The sequence below is a fragment of the Streptomyces sp. NPDC037410 genome (genome assembly GCF_055602235.1).
This window is the reverse complement of record NZ_JBVJWR010000009.1, coordinates 21,503-43,871: the sequence shown is the minus strand read 5'-3', so window position 1 is coordinate 43,871 and position 22,369 is coordinate 21,503. Positions and strand designations below refer to the sequence as shown.

At 72.0% G+C, this 22,369-nt stretch carries 22 protein-coding genes; 7 read left to right on the top strand and 15 right to left on the bottom strand.

The window, feature by feature from the left end; all coding sequences use genetic code 11:
* Positions 1–96: 96 nt before the first annotated feature.
* A complete protein-coding gene (locus ACZ7HT_RS16810; protein ID WP_471165854.1) occupies positions 97–576 on the top strand; it encodes a VanZ family protein in 480 nt (159 codons plus the stop codon).
* Positions 577–666: 90 nt separating this feature from the next.
* Complete coding sequence (locus ACZ7HT_RS16805) at positions 667–867, top strand: PspC domain-containing protein (RefSeq protein ID WP_471165852.1); 201 nt, start codon at positions 667–669, stop codon at positions 865–867.
* A 75-nt stretch (positions 868–942) separates the two neighbouring features.
* Here the strand turns inward: ACZ7HT_RS16805 and ACZ7HT_RS16800 are convergent, their stop codons facing one another.
* Positions 943–1,311: a hypothetical protein gene (locus tag ACZ7HT_RS16800; RefSeq protein WP_471165849.1), complete on the bottom strand. Its 369-nt coding sequence runs from the start codon at positions 1,309–1,311 to the stop codon at positions 943–945.
* A gap of 174 nt (positions 1,312–1,485) precedes the next feature.
* A complete protein-coding gene (locus tag ACZ7HT_RS16795; protein WP_471165846.1) occupies positions 1,486–2,640 on the bottom strand; it encodes an adenosine deaminase in 1,155 nt (384 codons plus the stop codon).
* A gap of 92 nt (positions 2,641–2,732) precedes the next feature.
* Here ACZ7HT_RS16795 and ACZ7HT_RS16790 point away from each other — a divergent pair, with 92 nt between their 5' ends.
* The gene (locus ACZ7HT_RS16790; protein ID WP_471165844.1) at positions 2,733–3,509 is read left to right on the top strand and encodes a GNAT family N-acetyltransferase; all 777 of its coding nucleotides are present in this window, start codon (positions 2,733–2,735) and stop codon (positions 3,507–3,509) included.
* Between the two features lie 89 nt (positions 3,510–3,598).
* Positions 3,599–4,387, top strand: a complete 789-nt coding sequence (locus ACZ7HT_RS16785; protein WP_471165841.1) for an alpha/beta hydrolase — start codon at positions 3,599–3,601, stop codon at positions 4,385–4,387.
* Here the strand turns inward: ACZ7HT_RS16785 and ACZ7HT_RS16780 are convergent.
* Positions 4,373–5,344, bottom strand: coding sequence for a LysR family transcriptional regulator (locus ACZ7HT_RS16780; RefSeq protein WP_471165839.1), 972 nt, complete (start codon positions 5,342–5,344; stop codon positions 4,373–4,375). The genes ACZ7HT_RS16785 and ACZ7HT_RS16780 overlap by 15 nt on opposite strands.
* A 62-nt stretch (positions 5,345–5,406) precedes the next feature.
* On the opposite strand from ACZ7HT_RS16780, the gene ACZ7HT_RS16775 reads away from it, so the two are divergent.
* The 3 genes from ACZ7HT_RS16775 to ACZ7HT_RS16765 all read left to right on the top strand — a co-directional run bounded on the left by ACZ7HT_RS16775 (position 5,407) and on the right by ACZ7HT_RS16765 (position 8,520).
* Positions 5,407–6,666: an MFS transporter gene (locus tag ACZ7HT_RS16775; RefSeq protein ID WP_471165836.1), complete on the top strand. Its 1,260-nt coding sequence runs from the start codon at positions 5,407–5,409 to the stop codon at positions 6,664–6,666.
* A 90-nt stretch (positions 6,667–6,756) separates the two neighbouring features.
* Positions 6,757–7,464, top strand: a complete 708-nt coding sequence (locus ACZ7HT_RS16770) for a L,D-transpeptidase family protein (RefSeq protein ID WP_471165833.1) — start codon at positions 6,757–6,759, stop codon at positions 7,462–7,464.
* 84 nt (positions 7,465–7,548) lie between these two features.
* Positions 7,549–8,520, top strand: a complete 972-nt coding sequence (locus tag ACZ7HT_RS16765; protein WP_471165830.1) for a sigma-70 family RNA polymerase sigma factor — start codon at positions 7,549–7,551, stop codon at positions 8,518–8,520.
* Positions 8,521–8,527: 7 nt separating this feature from the next.
* On the opposite strand, the gene ACZ7HT_RS16760 is transcribed toward ACZ7HT_RS16765, so the two are convergent.
* The 12 genes from ACZ7HT_RS16760 to ACZ7HT_RS16705 all read right to left on the bottom strand — a co-directional run bounded on the left by ACZ7HT_RS16760 (position 8,528) and on the right by ACZ7HT_RS16705 (position 22,224).
* Complete coding sequence (locus ACZ7HT_RS16760; RefSeq protein ID WP_471165827.1) at positions 8,528–8,803, bottom strand: STAS domain-containing protein; 276 nt, start codon at positions 8,801–8,803, stop codon at positions 8,528–8,530.
* Positions 8,804–8,975: 172 nt separating this feature from the next.
* On the bottom strand, positions 8,976–10,253 hold the full coding sequence (locus ACZ7HT_RS16755) for a thymidine phosphorylase (RefSeq protein WP_471166474.1): 1,278 nt from the start codon (positions 10,251–10,253) through the stop codon (positions 8,976–8,978).
* A gap of 81 nt (positions 10,254–10,334) precedes the next feature.
* Positions 10,335–10,730: a cytidine deaminase gene (locus ACZ7HT_RS16750; RefSeq protein WP_471165824.1), complete on the bottom strand. Its 396-nt coding sequence runs from the start codon at positions 10,728–10,730 to the stop codon at positions 10,335–10,337.
* The gene (locus ACZ7HT_RS16745) at positions 10,727–11,989 is read right to left on the bottom strand and encodes an ABC transporter permease (RefSeq protein ID WP_471165823.1); all 1,263 of its coding nucleotides are present in this window, start codon (positions 11,987–11,989) and stop codon (positions 10,727–10,729) included. The genes ACZ7HT_RS16750 and ACZ7HT_RS16745 overlap by 4 nt, the downstream gene beginning before the upstream one ends.
* Positions 11,986–13,101, bottom strand: a complete 1,116-nt coding sequence (locus ACZ7HT_RS16740; protein ID WP_471165820.1) for an ABC transporter permease — start codon at positions 13,099–13,101, stop codon at positions 11,986–11,988. Before ACZ7HT_RS16740 ends, ACZ7HT_RS16745 begins: the two co-directional genes overlap by 4 nt.
* A complete protein-coding gene (locus ACZ7HT_RS16735; protein WP_471165817.1) occupies positions 13,098–14,810 on the bottom strand; it encodes an ABC transporter ATP-binding protein in 1,713 nt (570 codons plus the stop codon). The genes ACZ7HT_RS16740 and ACZ7HT_RS16735 overlap by 4 nt, the downstream gene beginning before the upstream one ends.
* A 117-nt stretch (positions 14,811–14,927) precedes the next feature.
* On the bottom strand, positions 14,928–15,992 hold the full coding sequence (locus ACZ7HT_RS16730; RefSeq protein ID WP_471165814.1) for a BMP family lipoprotein: 1,065 nt from the start codon (positions 15,990–15,992) through the stop codon (positions 14,928–14,930).
* A 337-nt stretch (positions 15,993–16,329) separates the two neighbouring features.
* Positions 16,330–17,574, bottom strand: coding sequence for an amidohydrolase (locus tag ACZ7HT_RS16725; RefSeq protein WP_471165811.1), 1,245 nt, complete (start codon positions 17,572–17,574; stop codon positions 16,330–16,332).
* Between the two features lie 116 nt (positions 17,575–17,690).
* Complete coding sequence (locus ACZ7HT_RS16720) at positions 17,691–18,785, bottom strand: hypothetical protein (RefSeq protein ID WP_471165809.1); 1,095 nt, start codon at positions 18,783–18,785, stop codon at positions 17,691–17,693.
* Positions 18,782–19,675, bottom strand: a complete 894-nt coding sequence (locus ACZ7HT_RS16715) for an N-acetylneuraminate synthase family protein (protein WP_471165806.1) — start codon at positions 19,673–19,675, stop codon at positions 18,782–18,784. Before ACZ7HT_RS16715 ends, ACZ7HT_RS16720 begins: the two co-directional genes overlap by 4 nt.
* Positions 19,676–19,684: 9 nt before the next feature.
* Positions 19,685–20,935: a cytidylyltransferase domain-containing protein gene (locus tag ACZ7HT_RS16710; protein ID WP_471165804.1), complete on the bottom strand. Its 1,251-nt coding sequence runs from the start codon at positions 20,933–20,935 to the stop codon at positions 19,685–19,687.
* Positions 20,935–22,224 carry a DUF6716 putative glycosyltransferase gene (locus tag ACZ7HT_RS16705; protein ID WP_471165801.1) on the bottom strand — a complete coding sequence of 430 codons (1,290 nt, stop codon included), beginning with the start codon at positions 22,222–22,224 and terminating at the stop codon, positions 20,935–20,937. Before ACZ7HT_RS16705 ends, ACZ7HT_RS16710 begins: the two co-directional genes overlap by 1 nt.
* Between the last annotated feature and the right edge of the window lie 145 nt (positions 22,225–22,369).

The following is a 22,369-nucleotide window of genomic DNA, read 5'->3' as shown; positions in this document are numbered from 1 at the left end:
GGCGGGGCACAGGCCCGCAGCGCCTGGGGAACCGATTCCGCTGCCAGGCGCGTCTTGGGGGGCGTGCAGCGTCAAGGTTCGGGCGGGAGTGCCGCCGTGGTCGTCCGCGTGGCGGGGTTCGTCCTCCTCCTCGCGCATCTGCTGCTCGTCGCCTGGGTCAGCCTGCGCCCACGGGACGTCGCCTGGGTGACCGCGCCGAACACGATCCCGCTGCACGGCCTGCGGGCCGACCTCGCGCTCGGCGGCGTCGCGGCGGCCCGGCTGATCGGCGAGGGCCTGCTGCTCCTGGCCCCGCTCGGGGTGCTGCTCCCGATGGCCGACGGCCGGCTCCATGTCTCCGGGTGGGCCTCCCTGGCCCGTACGACCGCCGCGGGCGCGCTGGTGTCGCTGGCCATCGAACTGCTGCAGACCGCGGTGCCGGGCCAGGTCGTGGACGTGGACTCGGTCCTCCTGAACACGGCGGGCGTCGCGCTCGCGCATCTCCTGGTGGTGCCGGCCGCCCGTTCCCGGCTGCGCCGCACCGGCGCTCCTCAGGGTGCGACCCCGAGGATTTCCAGGGTCCCGATCGCCCCGTAGACGGACGCTTCGTCCCCGTTCGCGGCGGCAGGATGGAGTCATCGGGAGCCCGGAGGAGCGGCTCCCGGAACGACTCCGAAGGAGCCCACCATGGCCGCACTGACCCGCCCCCGTGACGGACGCGTGCTCGGCGGAGTGTGCGCGGCGCTGGCCCGGCGCTTCGGCACCTCCGCGTGGACGATGCGTCTGATCTTCCTGGCCTCGTGCCTGCTGCCGGGGCCGCAGTTCCTGATCTACCTGGGCCTGTGGATATTCCTGCCGTCGGAGAAGGCCGCGACCTCGGCCTGGTAGCCACCGGGCACGTACGCCGAAAGGGGCGCGGACCCGGGATACGGGTGCGCGCCCCTTTCGGCGGTACGGCGGGTGTCAGCCGATCGGCAGGCCGCCGGCGCCCAGCGGGAGCCCGCCGAGCAGGCCGCCGATCGGGGTGGCGCCGAGGCCGCCGGCGGCGGCGTCGAGCGGGAGGTTCTGGGTGGCCTGGCCGGCGGCGGCCGGGAGGGTCTTCACGCCCTGGTCGACGCCCTGACCGAGGGCGCCCTGGCCGGCTCCGAGGGACTCGGCGGCGCCGTCGGGGAGCGTGGTGAGGCCGTCACCGAGCGGGACGGCCTGGGTCACCGTGCCCAGGGCGTCGGCGTCGAGCGGCAGGGACGGCGCTGCGGAGGCCGTGCCGGCGGCGGCGGCGAAAGCGGCACCGAGAGCGGCGACACCGAGCTTCTTGGCGGCAGACTGCTTCATCTGAAAATCTTCCTTGGGGAATCCGGGGGCTTCGGGTGAAAAGCCGGGAGGGGAAATCCTGGGAATCGAGAGCGGCTCTGCAACCTAACCAGCGAACGTCGCCTCCGCAAACACCGGAAAGCGGCCGGGTGTCGCGCCACCCCGGCCGCCTCCGTTGTCTTCGCGTGGGGCTTCTCAGCCCGTCATGGGGGAAGACTCGCTGGTCGTGGCCGTTTGCTTGAACAGCCATTCGGACTTGAGCTCGGCGTATCCGGGCTTGATCACCTCGTTGATCATGGCGAGTCGTTCATCGAAAGGAATGAACGCTGATTTCATCGCATTGACCGTGAACCACTGCATGTCGTCGAGCGTGTAGTCGAATGCCTCGATCAGCAGCTCGAATTCCCGGCTCATGCTCGTCCCGCTCATCAGCCGGTTGTCGGTGTTGACCGTGGCCCGGAAGTGGAGCGTGCGGAGCAGGCCGATGGGGTGCTCGGCGAAGGAGGCGGCGGCGCCGGTCTGGAGGTTGGAGGAGGGGCACATCTCCAGCGGGATGCGCTTGTCGCGGACGTAGGACGCGAGGCGGCCGAGGCGGACGGTGCCGTCGTCGGAGACCTCGATGTCGTCGATGATCCGGACGCCGTGGCCGAGCCGGTCGGCGCCGCACCACTGGAGCGCCTGCCAGATGGAGGGCAGTCCGAAGGCCTCGCCGGCGTGGATGGTGAAGTGGTTGTTCTCCCGCTTGAGGTACTCGAAGGCGTCGAGGTGGCGGGTGGGCGGGTAGCCGGCCTCGGCGCCCGCGATGTCGAAGCCGACGACGCCGGAGTCGCGGTAGCGGTTGGCGAGTTCGGCGATCTCCAGGGCTCGGGCGGCGTGCCGCATGGCGGTGAGCAGGGCGCCGACGCGGATGCGGTGACCGTTGGCCCTGGCCCGCCGCTCGCCCTCGCGGAAGCCCTCGTTGACGGCCTCGACGACCTCTTCGAGGGTGAGTCCGCCCTCCAGGTGCTGCTCGGGGGCGTAGCGCACCTCGGCGTACACGACGCCGTCCTCGGCGAGGTCGACCGCGCATTCGGCGGCGACGCGGAAGAGCGCGTCCCGGCTCTGCATGACGGCACAGGTGTGCGCGAAGGTCTCCAGGTACCGCTCAAGGGAGCCGGAGTCGGCGGCTTCGCGGAACCAGATGCCGAGCTTGTCGGGCTCCGTCTCGGGGAGTTGTTCGTAGCCCTGCTCCCGGGCGAGTTCGATGATCGTGCCGGGGCGCAGTCCGCCGTCGAGGTGGTCGTGGAGCAGCACCTTCGGGGCACGGCGGATCTGGTCCGCGGTGGGGACGTTGGGGGTCTGGCTCGTCATTTCCGCACTCTAGCCCCTACGCGCGTAGAACACCTGTCGTGGCGCCGGATTTTCTCGTGGCGGCCTGGCGCCGGTCCGCCTAGCCTGCGCGTATGACCTCCACCACGCCCGCGTCCGAACTGCCGCGGATCCTCGGCTTCCTGACCGACTTCGACCGCCGCCAGGCGGCCCGTACCGTCGAGTTCCCCGGGGCCGTCGCGGTGCTCGACGACGCCTACCGGCACTCCCGCGGGAACAACCACGTGCTCGTCTACGGGGACGTGGACCCGGAGGCGCTGGCCGGGTACACGGACGCGGCGCAGAGCCATCTCCCGTACCGCTTCTCGTACGTCCTCGACGAGTCGGTCGCCGCCGCCTGCGTGGCGCCCATGGAGCGGGCCGGGTTCCGGCACGGCACGACGCTGATCATGGCGCACGCCGGACCGGTGCCGGAGCACGGCGGGGCGCGGGAGGTCGACTTCGAGGAGCTGCGCGGGCCGGTCGCCGCGTCCTGGCCGCGGTTCGCCCCGCAGGCGACGCCGGAGCAGATCGACCACCTCGTGGAGCGGCGGCTCGCGCGGCGGCGCGGCGCCGACGTCGTGCGCTTCTTCGCGGCGCACACCCCGGAGGGCGAGGTGGCCGCGTGGGTCGACCTGTACATGGACCCGGAGACCGGGATCGCGCAGATCGAGGACCTGGTCACCGCGGAGGCCCACCTGAAGCAGGGCTACGCGGGGAAGGTCCTGGACACGGCGTTGCGCGAGGCCGCCGACGCGGGCTGCGAGACCCGTTTCCTGACCGCGTTCCCGGGCGACTGGCCGCACACCTGGTACGGCCGGAAGGGCTTCGAGGTCATCGGCTCGATGGCCCGCTTCGAACGGACGGTCTGAGCACGGCCGTTCGAGCCGAGGGCCTGCGATATGTAACAGAGACCGCGCGTACGACTGGCGTACACCTCGGCTTCTGAGACTGTTCTGTCATGGCGCACTTCGCACTCGTGGCGCCGCCCGAAGCCCGGAGACCCCGGCTCGGGCGGCCTGTTGGAGGTTCCCGCACGTCGGCGGCGGTGGGTGGCGTGGTGCTGCTCCTGCCGGACGGTGAGCCGGTGTCGGCCCGGCGGGCCTCCGCCCGGGCGCACGCGGCGATGCTTCCGCTGGGCCGGGGTCTGGTCAGGGCGGGCCGGTCCGAGGGGCTCGTCGCGCACGTGGTGCGCTACCGGGCGCGCGGCTGGAACGGCGCGGACGCCGACCTCGTGGCGGACGCGTCCTGGGCGGTCGCGGAGGCGGTACGGCGCTACGGCGACGTCCCGGTCTGCCTCGTCGGCCACGGCATGGGGGCGCGGGCGGCGTTGCGGGCGGCCGGGCATCCGGCGGTCTGCGCGGTGCTCGCGCTCGCGCCGTGGATGCCGGAGGACGACGTGGCGGCGGAGCCGGAGCCGGTGCGGCAGCTGGTGGGGCGCAGGGTGCTGCTCGCGCACGGCACGAACGACGCGCGGACGGACCCGGAGCTGTCGTTCCGGTTCGCCGAGCGGGCCAAGAAGGCGAACCGGGACACCTGCCGCTTCGAGGTCCACTCGGACGGCCACGCGCTGCGCCAGTACGCGGCCGAGGTCCGGGCCCTCGCCGCGGACTTCGCGCTCGGCGCCCTCTTCTCCCGGCCGGTCGCCCGCCCGGTGACCGACGCGATGGCGGCTCCCCCGCCCCTGGGCCTGCGCATGCCGCTGGCAGCGGGCTTCGGAAGCTCACGCGGGGGCTCACGCCGGGGGTGACGGCTCCTTCGGGAGCAGGTGGCCGCGCCTGCCGAGCAGGAACTTCTTGAAGGCGGCCACCGGGGCCGTGTCCGGGTGGCCGTCGAGCCAGGCGACGCCGATCTCGCGGACCGCGCGCGGCGCGGTGACGGTGAGTTCGACGACGCCGGGCCGGGGGACGGCGGGCGGGGGCAGCAGGGCGACCCCGAGACCGGCGGCGACGAGACCGCGCAGGGTCTCGGCCTCCTCGCCCTCGAAGGCGACCCGGGGCTTGAACCCGGCCTCCGCGCACAGGTCGTCGGTGATGCGGCGGAGCCCGTACCCCGGCTCCAGGGTCACGAAGGTCTCGTCCGCGGCCTCGGCGAGCCGGACCCGCTTGCGGCCGGCGAGCCGGTGGTCGTCGGGGACGACGAGCCGCAGCCGCTGCTCGTCGAGGCGCCGGGCCACCAGGTCGGGGGCGTCCGGCACCGGCGAGGTCAGGCAGAGGTCGAGGTCGCCGGCCCGCAGCCGCTCGATCATGGCCTCGCCGTAGTTCTGGACGAGGGTGAAGCGGATCCGCGGGTGGTCGACGCGGAAGGCGCGGATGAGACCCGGGACGGTCTCGGAGCCCATCGTGTGGAGGAAACCGAAGGCGACCCGGCCCGCCGTCGGGTCGGCGTCGGCCCGTACGGTGTCGGCGGCGCGTTCCACCTCGGTGAGGGCCCGGTCGGCGGCGGTGAGGAAGCGGCGGCCCGCCGGGGTGAGGGAGACCGTGCGGCCGCGCCGGGCGAAGAGGGTGACGCCGAGGTCCTCTTCGAGGCGGACCATGGCCCGCGAGAGCGTCGACTGCGGCACGCCCATCTCGGCCGCGGCGCGGGTCACGTGCTCGTGCCGGGCGACGGCGGCGAAGTACGCGAGCCGCGGCGCGAGCAGCAGTCCCATGTCTTCTTCGTTACTGTTCGGTGACAGGCGAGGCTGTGACCTGTACTCATGCACCATGGGAACGATTACAGCAGTTCCGTGCATTGGACGCATGAAGCGGACCGTCCTACGTTCGTGACATGCCTTCCGCCAGTACCAAGGCGGCCGCCACCACCGCGTCCGCCGACACCCGCCTCTCCCCCGGTGCCCCCGGCTACCGCCGGATGAGCCTCGCGCTCTTCGCCGCCGGCCTGGCCACCTTCGCCCTCCTCTACTCCACGCAGGCCCTCCTCCCGGCCATCTCGGCCGAGTTCGGCGCCACGGCCGCCGCCGCCTCGTGGACGGTCTCCGCCGCGACCGGCGCCCTCGCCCTCTGCGTCCTGCCGCTCAGCGCCCTCTCGGAGCGCTTCGGGCGGCGCGCGATGATGACGGCCTCCCTCGCGGTCGCGGTCGCCGTGGCGCTCCTGGTGCCGCTCGCCCCGAACCTGGAGTCCCTGATCGTGCTCCGCGCCGTCCAGGGCGCGGCGCTCGCCGGCCTCCCGGCCTCCGCGATGGCGTACCTCGCCGAGGAGGTGCGGCCGCGGGCCCTTGTCGCCGCGATCGGCCTGTTCGTGGCGGGCAACTCGATCGGCGGCATGAGCGGGCGGCTCGTGACCGGCTGGGTCTCGCAGCTGTGGGGCTGGCGCGCGGGTCTGGCCGCCGTCGGCGTGACCTCCCTGGTGTGCGCGCTGGCCTTCCGGGCGCTGCTCCCGAAGGCCCGGCACTTCACCCCCGGCACGCTGAACCCGAAGGCCCTGGCCCGGACGGTCCGCGGCCACCTCGCCGATCCGCTCCTGATGCGCCTGTACGTGATCGGCGCGCTGTTCATGACGGTCTTCGGCGCCGTGTACACGGTGATCGGCTACCGCCTGGTGGAGGCGCCGTTCTCGCTGCCGCAGGGCGTGATCGGCTCGATCTTCCTGATCTACCTGGTCGGTACGGTCTCCTCGGCGGCGGCCGGCAAGCTGGTCGGCCGGATGGGCCGGCGGGGCGCGCTCTACCTCGCGGTCTCGACGACGGCGGCGGGCCTGCTGTTCTCGCTGTCGGACTCCCTCGCCCTGGTCCTCGTGGGCCTGGTCCTGATCACGGCCGGTTTCTTCGCGGGCCACGCGGTCGCCTCCTCCTCGGTGAGCCGCACGGCGAAGACGGGCCGCGCGCAGGCCTCGGCGCTGTACCAGTCGGCGTACTACCTGGGCAGCAGCGCGGGCGGCACGCTCGGCGCGGTCGCCTTCCACGCGGGCGGCTGGGCGGGCACGGTCCTGATCGGCCTGGTCGCGGTCCTCGGGGTCGTCTCGGTCACCCTGTACGGCTCGCACAGCGCCCGCGTCGAGGCGCGGCGGCTGCACCCGGCGACGGCCTGACCGGTTCGCCCTCTCCCGTGCGGGTTCTGCAACCGCCACACTCCCCCCGTACGTCCTCAAACACAGGGACTCAAGGGGGAGTTGACGATCATGAAGCGAATCGCGCAACGCATAGGCAGAAGGGCGGGCATCGCCGCCGGGATCACGTCGCTCGTGGTGCCGGTGACGATCGCGCTCGGTACGGCCCCGGCGCAGGCGGCGTCCTGCAACGTGACGACGGGGCCGTACCAGAAGCAGGTGGAGAAGTTCCTCGGCCGGACGGTGGACGGGCGCCAGTCGCTCGGCGACTGCCTGGCCATCAAGGCCTTCCAGGCCAAGCACGGCATCACCCCGACCATGGGGTACGCCGGGCCGGTCACCTGGCGCACGATGAACACGATGCTCCAGCAGAGGGCCGCGGGCACCAACCCCAACCGCTCGGGCGCCTGCCCGACCAACCGGGGCCGGATCGCCTGCGTCGACCTGACCCGCCAGCTCAGCTGGATCCAGGACGGCGCGCGCCTCAAGTACGGGCCGGTGCCGGTCCGCACGGGCAAGGACGGCACGGAGACCCGTACCGGCTCCAAGAAGATCTACTGGCGCAACATCAACCACTGGTCGACGCTCTACCACGTCTCCATGCCGTACGCGCAGTTCTTCGACGGCGGCCAGGCGTTCCACTCGACCACCAAGTCCATGTGGAACCCGCCGGGTTCCGGCGGCTGCGTCAACATGCGGCCGGCGGACGCGAAGGCGTACTGGAACCTGCTCAGGAACGGCGACGACGTCTTCGTCTACGGGCGCAAGCCGGGAACGTGACCCCGGCTGTCAGTGCACTGCGGTAGCTTCGCTCCCACCGGCACCGAACGGGTGCCGGTGAGGGGTGAGTGGGGTGTGGACCCGATGAGCGACGCCGTGACCGCGACGACCGACGATCTCGACAAGTACCGCAGGGAGCTGACCGGTTACTGCTACCGGATGCTCGGATCCTCCTTCGAGGCGGAGGACGCGGTGCAGGACACGATGGTGCGTGCCTGGAAGGCCATCGACTCCTTCGAGGGCCGCGCCTCGCTGCGGTCCTGGCTGTACCGGATCGCCACCAACGTCTGCCTGGACGCGCTGAACGCGGGCAACAGGCGGGCGCGGCCGATGGACCTGACCGGGCCGACGCCGGTCGCCCAGGCGCAGCTCGTCAAGCAGCCGGAGATCACCTGGCTTGAGCCGATCCCGGACGGGCGGGTGATGCCGAGCGCCGGTGACCCGGCGGAGACCGCGCTCTCCCGTGAATCGGTCCGGCTCGCGTTCGTGGCCGCGCTCCAGCACCTGCCGCCGAAGCAGCGGGCCGTGCTGATCCTGCGGGAGGTGCTGGCCTGGAAGGCGAGCGAGGTCGCCGAGCTGCTCGACACCTCCGTCGCCTCCGTCAACAGCGCCCTCCAGCGGGCCCGCGCGACCCTCGCCGAGCAGTCCCCCACGGCCTCCGACCCGGCGAACCCGCTGGACGAGGAGCAGCAGGCGCTCCTGGAGCGGTACGTCGCCGCCTTCGAGGGCTACGACATGAAGGCGCTGACCGCGCTCCTCCACGAGGACGCGACGATGTCCATGCCGCCGTTCGACCTGTGGCTCCAGGGCCACGACGACATCGTCGGCTGGATGCTGGGCGTCGGCGACGTGTGCCGGGGCTCGAAGCTGGTCGCGACCGTGGCGAACGGTGCGCCGGCGTTCGCCCACTACCACCCGGACCCGGAGGGCGGCTTCAGCCCGTGGGCGCTGATCGTCCTGGAGCTGCGGGACGGCAAGGTCGGCGGGATGGACTTCTTCCTGGACACCGACCGCTGGTTCCCGCTGTTCGACCTGCCGGCGCGGCTGGAGGCCTAGACACCCCCTAGAACCCCAGGGTCCCGTCCAGGCCGGTCAGGAGGAGCAGGGCGCGCAGCTCGGGCCCTGCTCCGTGGAAGCGGATGCGGTGGCCTCTGCGGCCCGCGGCGAGTTTCAGCCGGGCGAGGGTGTCGACGGCGGCGAGGTCGGCGTGCGCGAGCGCGGCGACCTCGCAGACGACCTCACCCGGCGGGGCGGCGGCGAGCTCGGCGCAGAACCGGGCGAGCTCCTCCCGGGTGGGGCGGGCGGGCAGGGTCACGACAAGGGGCTGGCTGGTGTCCACGTCCCGTACGACCGTCCCGGGACTCGGAACTCATCGGACGGCGGGGAACTCGGCGGTGCCGAGGGTGAGGCCGAAGGGGGCGGGGAGGCGGATCTCCCTTGGCAGACGGACGGGACCGGTGGGGGTCCACCGGTCCCGTTCGCCCGAAGGTGTCAGAGGAATATGCCCGCGCTCAGGCGATGCGGTCCAGGACGATCGGGTTCGGGGTGAACTCCGCGCCCGGCTCCGCGATGTCCCACGCGTCCGACAGGGACTTCAGGGCGTAGTCGAACTTCTCCGGGGTGTCCGTGTGGAGGGTGAGGAGCGGCTGGCCCGCCGTCACCGTGTCGCCCGGCTTCGCGTGGAGCTCGACGCCCGCGCCCGCCTGCACCGGGTCCTCCTTGCGGGCGCGGCCCGCGCCCAGGCGCCAGGCGGCGATGCCGATGTCGTACGCGTCGAGGCGGGTCAGGACGCCCGTGGACGGGGCCATGACGACGTGCTGCTCGCGGGCCACCGGCAGCGTCGCGTCCGGGTCGCCGCCCTGGGCCGCGATCATCCGGCGCCAGTGGTCCATCGCCGAACCGTCCCGGAGGGCCTTGGCCGGGTCCGCGTCCTTGATGCCGGCCGCCTCCAGCATCTCCTTCGCCAGGGCGATGGTCAGCTCGACGACGTCGGCCGGGCCGCCGCCCGCGAGGACCTCGACCGACTCGCGGACCTCCAGGGCGTTGCCCGCGGTGAGGCCGAGCGGGGTCGACATGTCGGTGAGGAGCGCGACCGTCTTGACGCCGCTGTCCGTGCCGAGGCCCACCATCGTCCGCGCCAGCTCGCGCGCGTCCTCGATGTTCTTCATGAAGGCGCCGGTGCCGACCTTGACGTCCAGGACCAGGGAGCCGGTGCCCTCGGCGATCTTCTTCGACATGATCGACGAGGCGATCAGCGGGATCGCCTCGACCGTGCCCGTCACGTCGCGGAGCGCGTACAGCTTCTTGTCCGCAGGGGCGAGGCCGTCGCCCGCCGCGCAGATGACCGCGCCGGTGGTGTCGAGGACGTGCAGCATCTCCTCGTTCGACAGGAGCGCGCGCCAGCCGGGGATCGACTCCAGCTTGTCCAGCGTGCCGCCCGTGTGGCCGAGGCCGCGGCCGGAGAGCTGCGGCACGGCCGCGCCGCAGGCGGCGACGAGCGGGGCGAGCGGGAGGGTGATCTTGTCGCCGACGCCGCCGGTGGAGTGCTTGTCGGCGGTCGGGCGGGACAGGGAGTCGAAGTTCATGCGCTCGCCGCTCGCGATCATCGCGGCCGTCCAGCGGGCGATCTCCTCGCGGTCCATGCCGTTCAGCAGGATGGCCATGGCCAGGGCGGACATCTGCTCGTCGGCGACCTCACCGCGGGTGTACGCGTCGATGACCCAGTCGATCTGCTCGGGGCTCAGCTCGCCCTTGTCCCGCTTGGTGCGGATGACGGAGATGACGTCCATGGTGATGCCTCTTTCTACGCGCATAGAGGGGAGGAAAGGGGAGCGACCCTCCCATCGTGCCGGAAGGGTCGCTCAGAGGTGTTACTTGGCGAGGTGGTCGGGGCCGAAGGCCTGCGGGAGCATCTCCGCGAGGGTGACGAACCCGGCCGGGGTCTCCAGGACGAGCTCGGGGCCCCCGAACTCGTACAGCAGCTGTCGGCAGCGCCCGCACGGGACCAGGGACTCGCCCCGGCCGTCCACGCACACGAAGTGCGTGAGCCGGCCGCCGCCGGTCGCCTGGAGCTGCGAGACGAGCCCGCACTCGGCGCACAGGCCGAGGCCGAAGGAGGCGTTCTCCACGTTGCAGCCGGAGACCGTCCGCCCGTCGTCCACGAGGGCCGCCGCGCCGACCGGGAAGTGGGAGTACGGGGCGTACGCGTGCGACATGGCCTCGCGCGCCGCGACCCGCAGGGCCTCCCAGTCGGGCGCCGTCGTCACTTGCCCTCGCCCTTGCGGTACGGCAGGCCGTCCGCCTTCGGCATCCGCAGGCGCTGCGCCGAGAGGGCGAGCACGAGCAGGGTGGTGATGTACGGGGCGGCGTCGACGAACTGGCTCGGGACCTCGTCGGTCAGGAAGTACCAGAGGAAGAACGCGGCGGAGAAGGCGGCAGAGATGGCCGCGACCCCGTACTTCTTCCTGTACAGCTGCCACAGCGCGGCGATCACCAGGAGCAGCGCGACGAGCAGCAGCAGCGCGTGGACGTTCTCGGCGCCGCCGCGGATCTTGAGGCTGTCGGTGAAGCCGAAGAGGCTCGCGCCGAGCGCCATGCCGCCGGGCATCCAGTTGCCGAAGATCATCGCGGCGAGACCGATGTAGCCGCGGCCGCCGGTCTGGCCCTCCTGGTAGATGCCGGTGGAGACGATCGCCAGGAAGGCGCCGCCGAGGCCGGCGAGGCCGCCGGAGACGACGACGGCGATGTACTTGTACTTGTAGACGTTGACGCCCAGGGACTCGGCCGCGACCGGGTTCTCACCGCAGGAGCGCAGCCGCAGGCCGAAGGAGGTGCGCCAGAGCACCCACCAGGTGGCCGGGATCAGCAGGGCGGCCACGATGGTCAGCAGCGACAGGTGGGTGACCAGGCCGCCGAGGATGCCGGCGATGTCCGAGATCAGGAACCAGTGCTTCTGCTGGAGGTCGATCAGCCCGTCCGAGAGTCCCGGGATGGTGATGTCGGTGATCGGGTCGATGCGCGGGGACTGCTTGGAGGAGCCGCCCTCGGCCTCGGCGAAGGTGAAGTTCGACAGGTACTGGGTGAAGCCGACCGCGAGGATGTTGATCGCCACACCGGAGACGATGTGGTTCACGTTGAACGTGACGGTGATGATCGCGTGCAGCAGACCGCCGAGCGCGCCGCCGAGGATGCCGACGACGACACCCGTCCACGGGCCCCACTGGTAGCCGGCCCAGGCGCCGAACCAGGTGCCGAGGATCATCATGCCTTCGAGGCCGATGTTCACGACGCCCGCGCGCTCGGCCCACAGACCGCCGAGACCGGCCATGGCGATCGGCACGGCGAGCTGGAGCGCGCCGGAGATCTGGCCGACGGAGGTGAGGTCGTCGGCGCCGGAGACGACGCGGACGAGCGAGAAGAGGACGAGGCCGGCCGCGACGATCAGCAGGATCCAGGGCCAGGTCAGCTTGCGGCGTCCGGCCTTCTTCGGCGCGGCGCTCGGCTTGGCGACGGTGCCGGTGCTCATGCCGAGACCTCCTTGTCGGTCTTGATGGCGCCGCCGGCGGCGAGCTCCTCGCCGACCTTCTGCTGCTGGCGGCGGGTGCCGTAACGGCGGACGAGCTCGTAGGAGACGACCACGGCGATCACGATGATGCCCTGCATGATCTGCGTGATCTCCTTCGGGTACCCCGCGATGTCCAGGCTGGAGGACGCCTTTTCGAGGAACGCGAAGAGGAGGGCGGCGAAGAGGATGCCGACCGGGTGGTTGCGGCCGAGCAGCGCGACGGTGATGGCGGTGAAGCCGACGCCGACCGGGAAGGCGAGGCTGTACGTGTGCGACTCGCCGAGCAGGATCGGCATGCCGGCCAGACCGGCGAGGCCACCCGAGATCAGCATCGCGGTGAGGATCATCTTCTTGGCGTCGACGCCGCTGGCCTGGGCCGCGGACTCGCTCTCACCGGTGGCGCGCAGGTCGAAGCCGAAGCGCGTGCGGTTGATGACGAACCAGTAGACGACGCCGAGCGCGAGCGCGACGAAGGTGAAGCCGTAGATCTGGCCGCCCTCGCCCATGTCGATGCCGGGGAACCAGCCGGACTCGGGGATCTGACCGGTGGTGAGGTCGTTGGAGCCCGCGGGCTGGACGCCGAAGTTCTTCGGCAGGATCAGCCATGCCACCAGGGAGGTGGTGATGGCGTTGAGCATGATCGTGGAGACGACCTCGGAGACGCCGCGGGTGGTCTTCAGGATGCCCGCGATGCCGGCCCAGAGGGCACCGGTCGCGATGGCGACGAGCACGATGACCAGGATGTGCAGCGGACCGGGCAGGTCGACGGCCGCGCCGACCAGCGCCGAGACCATCGCGGCGAGGCGGTACTGGCCCTCGACGCCGATGTTGAAGAGGTTCATCCGGAAGCCGATGGCCACGCCCAGGGCCGCCAGATAGAGGATTCCGGTGTAGTTGACGATCAGGACCTGGACGTCGGAGTACCCGGCGTTGTCGATCATCAGCCGGATCGGCTCGATCGGGTCCAGGCCCGTCGCGAGCAGCACCAGGACGGTGAGCACGAAGGACGAGACCAGCGCGAGCACGGGGCCGGCGGCCCCGATGATCAGCTTGTCCTTGTCGATTTTCATCATCGGGCGTCACCGTCTTCGGACTGCTCGGTGCCTTCGAGGTGGCCGGTGGCCGCGCCGGTCATGGCGGATCCCAGCTGCTCGGGCGTGATGGTGGCGGGGTCGGCCTCGGCGACGAGCTTGCCGCGGTACATGACCCGGAGGGTGTCGGAGAGGCCGATCAGCTCGTCGAGGTCGGCGGAGATCAGCAGCACCGCGAGGCCCGCGCGGCGGGCGTCCCGGATCGCGTCCCAGATCTGCGCCTGCGCGCCGACGTCCACACCGCGGGTGGGGTGGGCGGCGATCAGGAACTTGGGGTTGTGGCTCATCTCGCGGCCGACGATCAGCTTCTGCTGGTTGCCGCCGGAGAGGGAGGCCGCGGTGACGTCGATGCCGGGGGTGCGGACGTCGTACTCGCGCACGATCCGCTCGGTGTCCTTGCGGGCGGCCTTGGGGTCGAGGATGCCGCGCTTGGAGTTGGGGGCCTCGGTGACGTGGCCGAGGATGCGGTTCTCCCAGAGGGGGGCCTCCAGGAGCAGGCCGTGGCGGTGGCGGTCCTCGGGGATGTAGCCGATGCCGCCCTCGCGGCGCTTGCGCACGGAGACCGTGGAGATGTCCTCGCCGTCGAGGCTGATGACCCCCGCGTCGGGCGAGTTCATGCCCATGAGGGCCTCGATGAGCTCGGTCTGGCCGTTGCCCTCGACACCGGCGATGCCGAGGATCTCGCCCTTGTGGATGGTGAGCGAGATGTCGTCGAGGAGGCGGCGCCCGGCGACGGGCTCCTCGTGCACCGTGATCGCGGCGGCCGGGTCGGCCGGGGCGGCGGTGGTGAGGGGGGCGGCCGCGGCGGCGCCGGCCTCGGTCAGGGTCAGGCCCTGGACCTGGATCATCGGGACGTCGGTGACCGTCGACTCGCGGGTCTCCGGCGAGGGCAGCTCGCTGCCGACCATCAGCTCGGCGAGCTGCTTGGTGGTGGCGGTCTTCGGGTCGGCGGTGCCGACCGTGGTGCCCCGGCGGATGACGGTGATGTCGTCGGCGACCTTCAGGACCTCGCCCAGCTTGTGCGAGATGAAGATGACCGTGAGGCCCTCGGACTTGAGCTCGCGCAGGTTGTCGAAGAGCGCGTCGACCTCCTGCGGGACGAGGACGGCGGTCGGCTCGTCGAGGATGAGGATCTTCGCGCCGCGGTAGAGGACCTTGAGGATCTCCACACGCTGGCGGTCGGCCACGCCGAGGTCCTCGACGAGGGCGTCGGGGCGGACCCCGAGGCCGTACGCGTCGGAGATCTCCTTGATCTTCTTCCGCGCCTTGGCGCCGATGCCGTAGAGCTTCTCGCCGCCGAGGACGACGTTCTCCAGGACGGTGAGGTTGTCGGCGAGCATGAAGTGCTGGTGCACCATGCCGATGCCGCGGGCGATGGCGTCACCGGGGCTGGAGAAGGTGACCTGCTCGCCGTCGACCGTGATGGTGCCCTCGTCCGGCTTCTGCATGCCGTAGAGGATCTTCATGAGGGTCGACTTGCCGGCACCGTTCTCGCCGATGAGGGCGTGCACGGTGCCCTTGCGGACGGTGATGGCGATGTCCTTGTTGGCGACGACGCCGGGGAATCGCTTGGTGATGCCGTGCAGTTCTACGGCAGGGGGGCTGGACGCGTTGATGACGCACTCTCCTTGGCCGGAAGGAGTGGGAGCGGGAGGGCAGGGCGGGGCGAAGTTATCGTGCCAGGGAGACATCTACGCGCGTAGCGCTGCCGAAAAACTAAAACCTGTACGGGAATGGGGCCGAGGCCCGGGTCCGGTGGGGGTGCCACCGGACGCCGGGCCCGGGCTCAGGTCGTGACCTGGGGGTCCTTACGGAGCGGTCTTGACCGTGATCTTGCCGTCGATGATGTCCTTCTTCGCCTTGTCCACCGCGGCGGTGAGGTCCGTCATCTTCGTGAAGGCCGGGTTCGAGGTGGCCAGGCCGACGCCGTTGGTGGCGAGGCCGTAGCGGATCTCACCGGTCTGCGGCTTGCCGTCCTTGACCGACTTGATCAGGTTGAAGACGGAGCCCGAGACGTCCTTCGTGACCGAGGTCAGGATCTGGTTCTTGTACGAGGCCAGACCCGCCTGCTTGTACTGGTCGGAGTCGACGCCGATGGCCCACTTGCCCGCGGCCGAGGCGGCCTCGATGGCGCCCGAGCCGGCCAGACCGGCGGCGGCGTAGATCACGTCGGCGCCCTTGTCGAGCTGGCCCTCCGCGGCGGCCTTGCCGAGGTCGGGCTTCGAGAAGCCGTCGAAGTTCGGCGGCTGGGTCAGGTACTGGGTGAGCACCTTCGCCTTGGGGTTGGTGTCCTTGACGCCCTGCGTGTAGCCCGCCTCGAACTTCTTGATCAGCGGAACCTCGACACCGCCGATGAAGCCGACCGTGCCGGTCTTGGACGCCTTGGCGGCGGCGACGCCGGCCAGGTAGGAGCCCTGCTCCTCGTTGAAGACCAGGTTGGCGATGTTCGGCGCGGTCACCGAGGTGTCGTCGATGAGGCCGAAGGTGGTCTTCGGGAACTGCTTGGCGACCTTCGCGATGGCCGGGGCGTAGGAGAAACCGACGCCGATGACCGGGTTGTTGCCGGCCCGGGCCAGCGAGGTGAGGCGCGCGACCTTGTCGGCGTCGCTCTCGCCCTGCGACGGCTCGGCCTCGGCGCCCTTGACGCCGAGCTCGGCCTCGGCCTTCTGCAGGCCGGCGAAGGCGGCGTCGTTGAACGACTGGTCGCCACGGCCGCCGATGTCGTACGCGATGGCGACCTTGACGGCGCCCGCGGTCGCGCTGGAGCTGGAGCTCGAGCTGGAGCCGGTGGACGACTTGCCGCACGCGGTGACGGACAGGGCGAGCGCCGCGGCGGTGATGCCCACGGTCGTGATCCTGGTGATCCGGCGCAAGAGGAGGGTCCCTTCAAGACTGACCGAAAGCGCCTCTTCCGGCGCTGGTTTCGCGGCGATCGTAACGCGCGTAGATGTCAGTTAAAGACCCGTTCATGAGTCGTTATCGGATCGTCGCGAACCGGCCAGCCGAGGCGACCGGGGGCGTTCGGCCCGGTACCGCCGGTTATACAGGCCGGTACGCGCCTTGGGGAGGCCCCGGAACGGCGACACGCCGTTCTTCGGCCGGACGGCCGAGTGTGCCGTCCGGCCGGATTTCAACCGTTTCGGCGTGGCGTAGGTCACCGCCGGCGCGTGGCGATGATCACCGGGGACCGGGGCTCGGGCGGGGCGTCCGTCAGAGCCCGGGCGTGGCGGCCGCTCGGGGCTTGGGTGCGCCGTCGAGCAGGGCCGCGGCCGTGAAGAGCTCCACGCCGGCCTCGATGCACCGCTCGTCCACGTCGAAGTCGCCGGCGTGCAGGTCCCGGACCCGGGTGTCGCCGGGGGTGCGGACGCCGAGGCGGGCCATGGCGCCGGGGACGTGCTCCAGGTACCAGGAGAAGTCCTCGCCGCCGAGGCTCTGCTCGGTGTCCTCGACCGCGTACGGTCCGCGGCGGGCCGTCATGGCGTCGCGGAGCAGTTCGGCGATCAGCGGGTCGTTGACGACCGGGGGGACGCCCCGGACGTAGTCCACGGTCACCTTGGCCCGGTGCAGGGTCGCGACCTCGTCGATCGCCGCGTGGACCAGGTCGGGCGCCTCGCGCCAGGCGGGCAGGTCGAGGCAGCGGACGGTGCCCGAGAGCTCGGCGTGCTGCGGGATGACGTTGGGGGCGTGGCCGGCCTCGATGCGGCCCCAGGTGACCGAGAGGCCCGAGCGGGCGTCGACGCGGCGGGCGAGGACGGCGGGGACGTCGGTGGCGACCCGGGCGGCGGCGGTGACCAGGTCGGTGGTGAGGTGCGGGCGGGCGGTGTGGCCGCCGGGGCCGTCGAGGGTGACCTCCAGGCGGTCGCAGGCGGAGGTGATGGCGCCCGCGCGGAGCCCGATCTTCCCGGCGTCGACCCGGGGGTCGCAGTGGACGGCGATGATCCGGCCGACGCCGTCCAGGACCCCGGCCTCGACGGCGTCGGCGGCGCCGCCGGGCAGGACCTCCTCGGCGGGCTGGAAGATCAGCCGCACGGCGTTCGGCAGGAGGCCCTCGCGGTCGAGCTCGGCGAGGACGAGTCCGGCGCCGAGGACGGTGGTGGTGTGGACGTCGTGTCCGCAGGCGTGGGCGCGGTTGGCCACGGTGGAGCGGTAGGCGACGGTCTTGACGTCGGGGATGGGCAGGGCGTCGATGTCGGCGCGGATCGCGAGCACGGACCGGCCGGCGACCCGGGTGCCGATGTCACAGATGAGCCCGGTGCCGCCCGGCAGGACCTTCGGCGCGAGGCCGGCCGCCTCCAGGCGGGCCTTGAGCGCGGCGGTCGTACGGAACTCCTGGTTCCCGAGCTCGGGGTGCATGTGCAAGTCCCTGCGGAAGGCGACGAGTTCGGCGCGCAGGGGTTCGGACAGCGTTCCGGGCAGGGTGACGGAGCCGGGCTCACGGGACTTCAACTGGTTCACCCTTTGAAGGGTAGGCCCGTGGAGAGGTCAACTGCCCGTTGATCACGAGAATTTCAGCCCCTTAGGGGAAAGAATCTCGGTTTCGCAGGCATGAACCTCACTCCTGGTGGGTACCCTCAGCCGAATTCGAGCCGGTCGGCCGGATGTGCCCCCCGGGCGGTGAGCCGGTCGACCTCGTGGGCCGCGGTGCCCGTGATCCCCGACAGGAAGCCCTGGGCGCGCGGCGAGGCGGTCGCCCGCAGCCACTCGGGCGCTATGTCGATGACGGCCACCTTCACCCCCGTGCCGGCCAGGGCCAGCGGCAGGGTGTGCACGACCGTCGACGGGAAGCTGACGACCGTACGGCCGATGGGGCCGCGCCGGGCGATCAGCTCCAGGGGCAGCTCCGGCCGGACCACCTGGAGGCCCGTCTCGACCGCGATCCGGTGCAGCTTCTCGGCGCTCTCCCTGCGGTGCGCGAAGTAGCGGGTGGCTCCGTGGGCGCGGGCCAGCTCGCTCACCACGCGCGCGTAGTGGTCGGCGTCGACGACGCCGGTCTCGACGAGCGAGGTGCCGACGAGGTCCGCGCCGCCGGTGAGCAGCGGCGGGCCGAAGGTGTCGCGGGTCCAGGCGTACGCGTTCTCCGTGACCGTGACGCCCTCCGGGGCCTCCACGGGCAGCGAGGTGAAGATCTCGACCGTACGGCCCCGGGCGGGGGCGAGGCGGCGCCTCGCGAGGGTCGTCACCGGGGCGAGGACCAGCTCGCGGGGGCCGAGGCTGCCCTTGCGGTGCCAGCGCACCAGGCGCTCGCCGCGGCCGAGCTGGGCGGCGAACTCCATGGTCGCGGTGCCGTCGTCGACCACCGTCAGGTGCCGGGGGGCGAAGAGGGTCAGGAGCAGCTGGACGTACCGGGAGAACGGGTCCCCGATGATGACCCGCTCGGCCGAGCGCAGCGGCCGGGCGAGCTGCCGCAGGGTGCGGACCAGCGCGCCCCGGCCGCCGCGGGCCTCCTGCCAGCGGACAGTGAGGCCCTGGTCGCGGGCCAGCTGGGCCATCCGGCGCAGCTGGCCCCGCGACATGGGGTCGGTCGGCGAGAGGACGACGACGGTCAGGGCGTCCGTCGGGTCGCTGGAGGAGGGCGCCGCGGCGCCCATGGGGTTCTGCGTGTGCGCCCACTCCAGGACGTTCAGGAGCTGGACCGGGCTCTCGACGAACGCCAGCCGGCTGGTCATGCGGCGACGGTGCCCTGGACCCGGCGGAGCTTCTTCATCGGGCCGAGCTCCGACTCGTAGACCTTCTTGACGCCGTCGCCGAGCGCGGTCTCGATGGTGCGGATGTCGCGGACGAGGCGCTGGAGGCCCTGCGGCTCGACGGAGGCGGCCTGGTCGGAGCCCCACATGGCGCGGTCGAGGGTGATGTGGCGCTCGACGAAGGTGGCGCCGAGGGCGACGGCGGCCAGCGTGGTCTGGAGGCCGGTCTCGTGGCCGGAGTAGCCGATCGGGACGTTCGGGTACTCCTCCTGGAGCGTCTGGATGACGCGGAGGTTGAGCTCCTCGGCCTTGGCCGGGTACGTCGAGGTGGCGTGGCAGAGCAGGATGTTGGCCGAGCCGAGGACCTCGACCGCGTGGCGGATCTGCTGCGGCGTCGACATGCCGGTGGAGAGGATCACCGTGCGGCCGGTGGCGCGCAGCTCGCGGAGGAGCTCGTCGTCGGTGAGGGAGGCGGAGGCCACCTTGTGGGCGGGGACGTCGAACTTCTCCAGGAAGGCGACGGCCTCGGTGTCCCACGGGGAGGCGAACCAGTCGATGCCGCGCTCCTTGCAGTGCTCGTCGATGGCGCGGTACTCGTCCTCGCCGAACTCCACGCGGTGGCGGTAGTCGATGTACGTCATCCGGCCCCAGGGGGTGTCGCGCTCGATGTCCCACTGGTCGCGCGGGGTGCAGATCTCCGGGGTGCGCTTCTGGAACTTGACGGCGTCACAGCCGGCCTCGGCGGCCACGTCGATCAGCTTGAAGGCGTTCTCGAGGTCGCCGTTGTGGTTGATGCCGATCTCGCCGCAGACGTAGACGGACTGGCCCGGACCGGCGGTCTTGTTGCCGAGGGTGCGCAGACGGGAGTTCATGATCGTTCCTTACGGGTTGGGCGAGTTGGGGGTGTCGAGCTCGGGTCCGAGGAGCCAGGCGGCGATCTCGCGGATCGCTCCGGCGCCGCCCGGGGTGACGGTGACCGCGCGGGCGGCGGCCCGTACGGAGTCGTGGGCGCTGCTCACCGCGACGGGCCAGCCGACGAGGTGGAAGCAGGGCAGGTCGTTGACGTCGTTGCCGGCGTAGAGGACGCGCTGGGGGTCGATGCCCTCGGCCTCGCACCACTCCTTGAGGGCGCGGTCCTTGCGGTCGATGCCGTGCAGGACGGGGATCTTGAGCTTGCGGGCGCGGGCGGCGACCACGGCGTTCTGCTCGGTGGAGAGGATGAGGACGGGCAGTCCGGCGCGGCGCAGGGCCGCGATGCCGAGGCCGTCGCCGCGGTGCGCGGAGACGAACTCGCGGCCCTCGGCGTCGAGATGGACCCGGTCGTCGGTCTGGGTGCCGTCGAAGTCGAGGACGACGGCGTCGACGTCGGCGAAGCCGGGCGTGACGGGCTCGTCGAGGAGCGGCGCGAGGGCCTTGGCGCGGGCGAGGTCGTGCGGGTCGTCGATCTCCAGGACCCGGGCGGGGTCGGTGACGACGAGCGCGGTGCGGCCGAAGAAGCGGTGCCCGTGGGTACGGAACCCGGCCGCGTCCATCGCGTAGACGGCGCCGGTCTCCAGGTACTCGGGCTCACGGTCCTGGCGGCGCGGGCGGTGCGCCTTGTCGTGGTTGACGCCGGTGGCCCCCGTCGCGCTGTCCTTGGGATCGCGCCACAGGAAGCCGTGGGTGGGGGCGGCCGTGAAGGCGGTGTCGGCGGCGCCCGAGGTGATCCGCTCGGCGGTCTCGGCGACCTCGGCGGAGGTGAGGAAGGGGCTGGTGCACTGGACGAGGAGGACCACGTCGGCCGGGCGGCCGTGGGTGGCCTCGAAGGCGTCCATCGCGTGCAGGACGGCGGCCTCGCTGGTGGCCGTGTCGCCCGCGATGGCGGCGGGCCGCTGGACGGCCTCGGCTCCGGCGGTGCGGGCCGCGGCGGCGATGGCGGCGTCGTCGGTGGAGACCACGACGTGCGTGACGGCACGGGCGCCGAGGCAGGCGTGGACGGCGCGGGCCACCAGGGGGACCCCGGCGACCGGTGCGAGGTTCTTGGCGGGCACGCCCTTGGAGCCGCCCCGGGCGGGGATGACGGCGAGCACGGTGGGGGCGGCACCCCCGGCCGGGTTCGCGGCGGGCCCGGCGGGCGTGGCGGTGGCGCTCATCAGAGTTCTCCCAGGCGGCGGATGACGGGGGCGACGCGCTGCACGCCGTGGCGGTACGCGCCCCGCGCGGCCTCCCGGACGACCCGGCGGAGTCCGCTCTCGCGGGGCTCGGGCGCGGTGACGTCCAGGCGGTGGCGGGCGAGGATCCCGGGCAGGTAGCCGGGGGCCGTCTCCGCGGTGTAGTAGGGGGTGATCGGGGGCAGCGCGGGAAGCGCCAGGAGTGCGGCGACGCGGTCGCGGGCGGCGTCGAAGGCCTCCCCGTACGAGCCGTCGCAGGCCACGCCCTGCCGGGCGAGCCAGGTCTCGTCGGGTATCGGCACGTCCCCCTTGTCGAGCCGGTCGAAGGAGGTCAGCAGGCCGGAGCCGACGAAGTGGTGGTTGCCGAGCGCCTCGCGGACCCCGAGGTCGGTGAGGATCGCGGTGGGGATCCGGCGGTGGAGCGCTTCGAGGGCGGCCGTGGAGGAGACGGTGACGAGCAGGTCGGTGCGGTCGAGGACTTCGCCCATGTGCCCGTACACGAGGCGGAAGTTGTCCGGCGGGTCGAGCTCGCGCACCAGCTTCTGGAACGGGAACTCCTCCAGGTGCGTGGTGTGTTCGCCCGGCTTGGAGCGGAGCTTGAGGAGCACCTCGCGGCCCGGGTGGAGGCGGGCGTGGGCGATCAACCGGCGCAGTACGTAGGCCCGTTCGGCCTTCGTGACGGGTACGGAGGGCTGGGCGGCGAAGACCAGGGTGTCGCGGTCGGCCTCGGGGGCGTGCGGGGCGCCGCCCAGGAAGGGCAGCGCGGCCTCGACGACCGAGTCGGCGCCGGCGCCCACGCCCTCGTACACGGCGCGGAAACGTTCCGCGTCGTGGCGGGAGTTGGCGAGGACGACGTCGGCTCCGTGGCGCAGCAGCAGGCCGTCGGTCAGCTTCTCGTAGACGACGCCGACATAGCCGGTGACGATCACCGGGCGGCGGTCGAGGGAGAGGTCGGCCAGGCCCTGGAGGACGGCGCGGACGGTGCCGCCGACCAGGGAGAGCACGAGGACGTCGAATCCCTCGCCGCGCGTCTCCGCGTCCCGTACGGCGCGCAGGAACTCCGCGCCCGTCACCTCGCGCGGGGTGTCCTGGGACACTCCGGTCTCGGCGAGCTGGCGGGCGGTGGGCGTGGCCCGTCCGCGCAGGACGAATCCGGTGGGTTCGGCGGTCGCCGTGGTGATGCGGCGCGCGGTGAGGGCGCCCCATTTCCACCGGGTGTCGGAGTCGGCGAGTACGGCGACCCGTACCGCTTCTCTGGTACTTGCTGGCACGTCGAGGACGCTAGAAGGGCATTCCGCTTTTCGGCCCAACTGAGTCACAACAAACGGTGAACAGAGGCTCTCCGCCGGGAGAAGCGGGTCGGCATCCGGACGCGGTGCGGCTGATTTCCGTTGCGGGTAAAGGCGGTTAATCGGC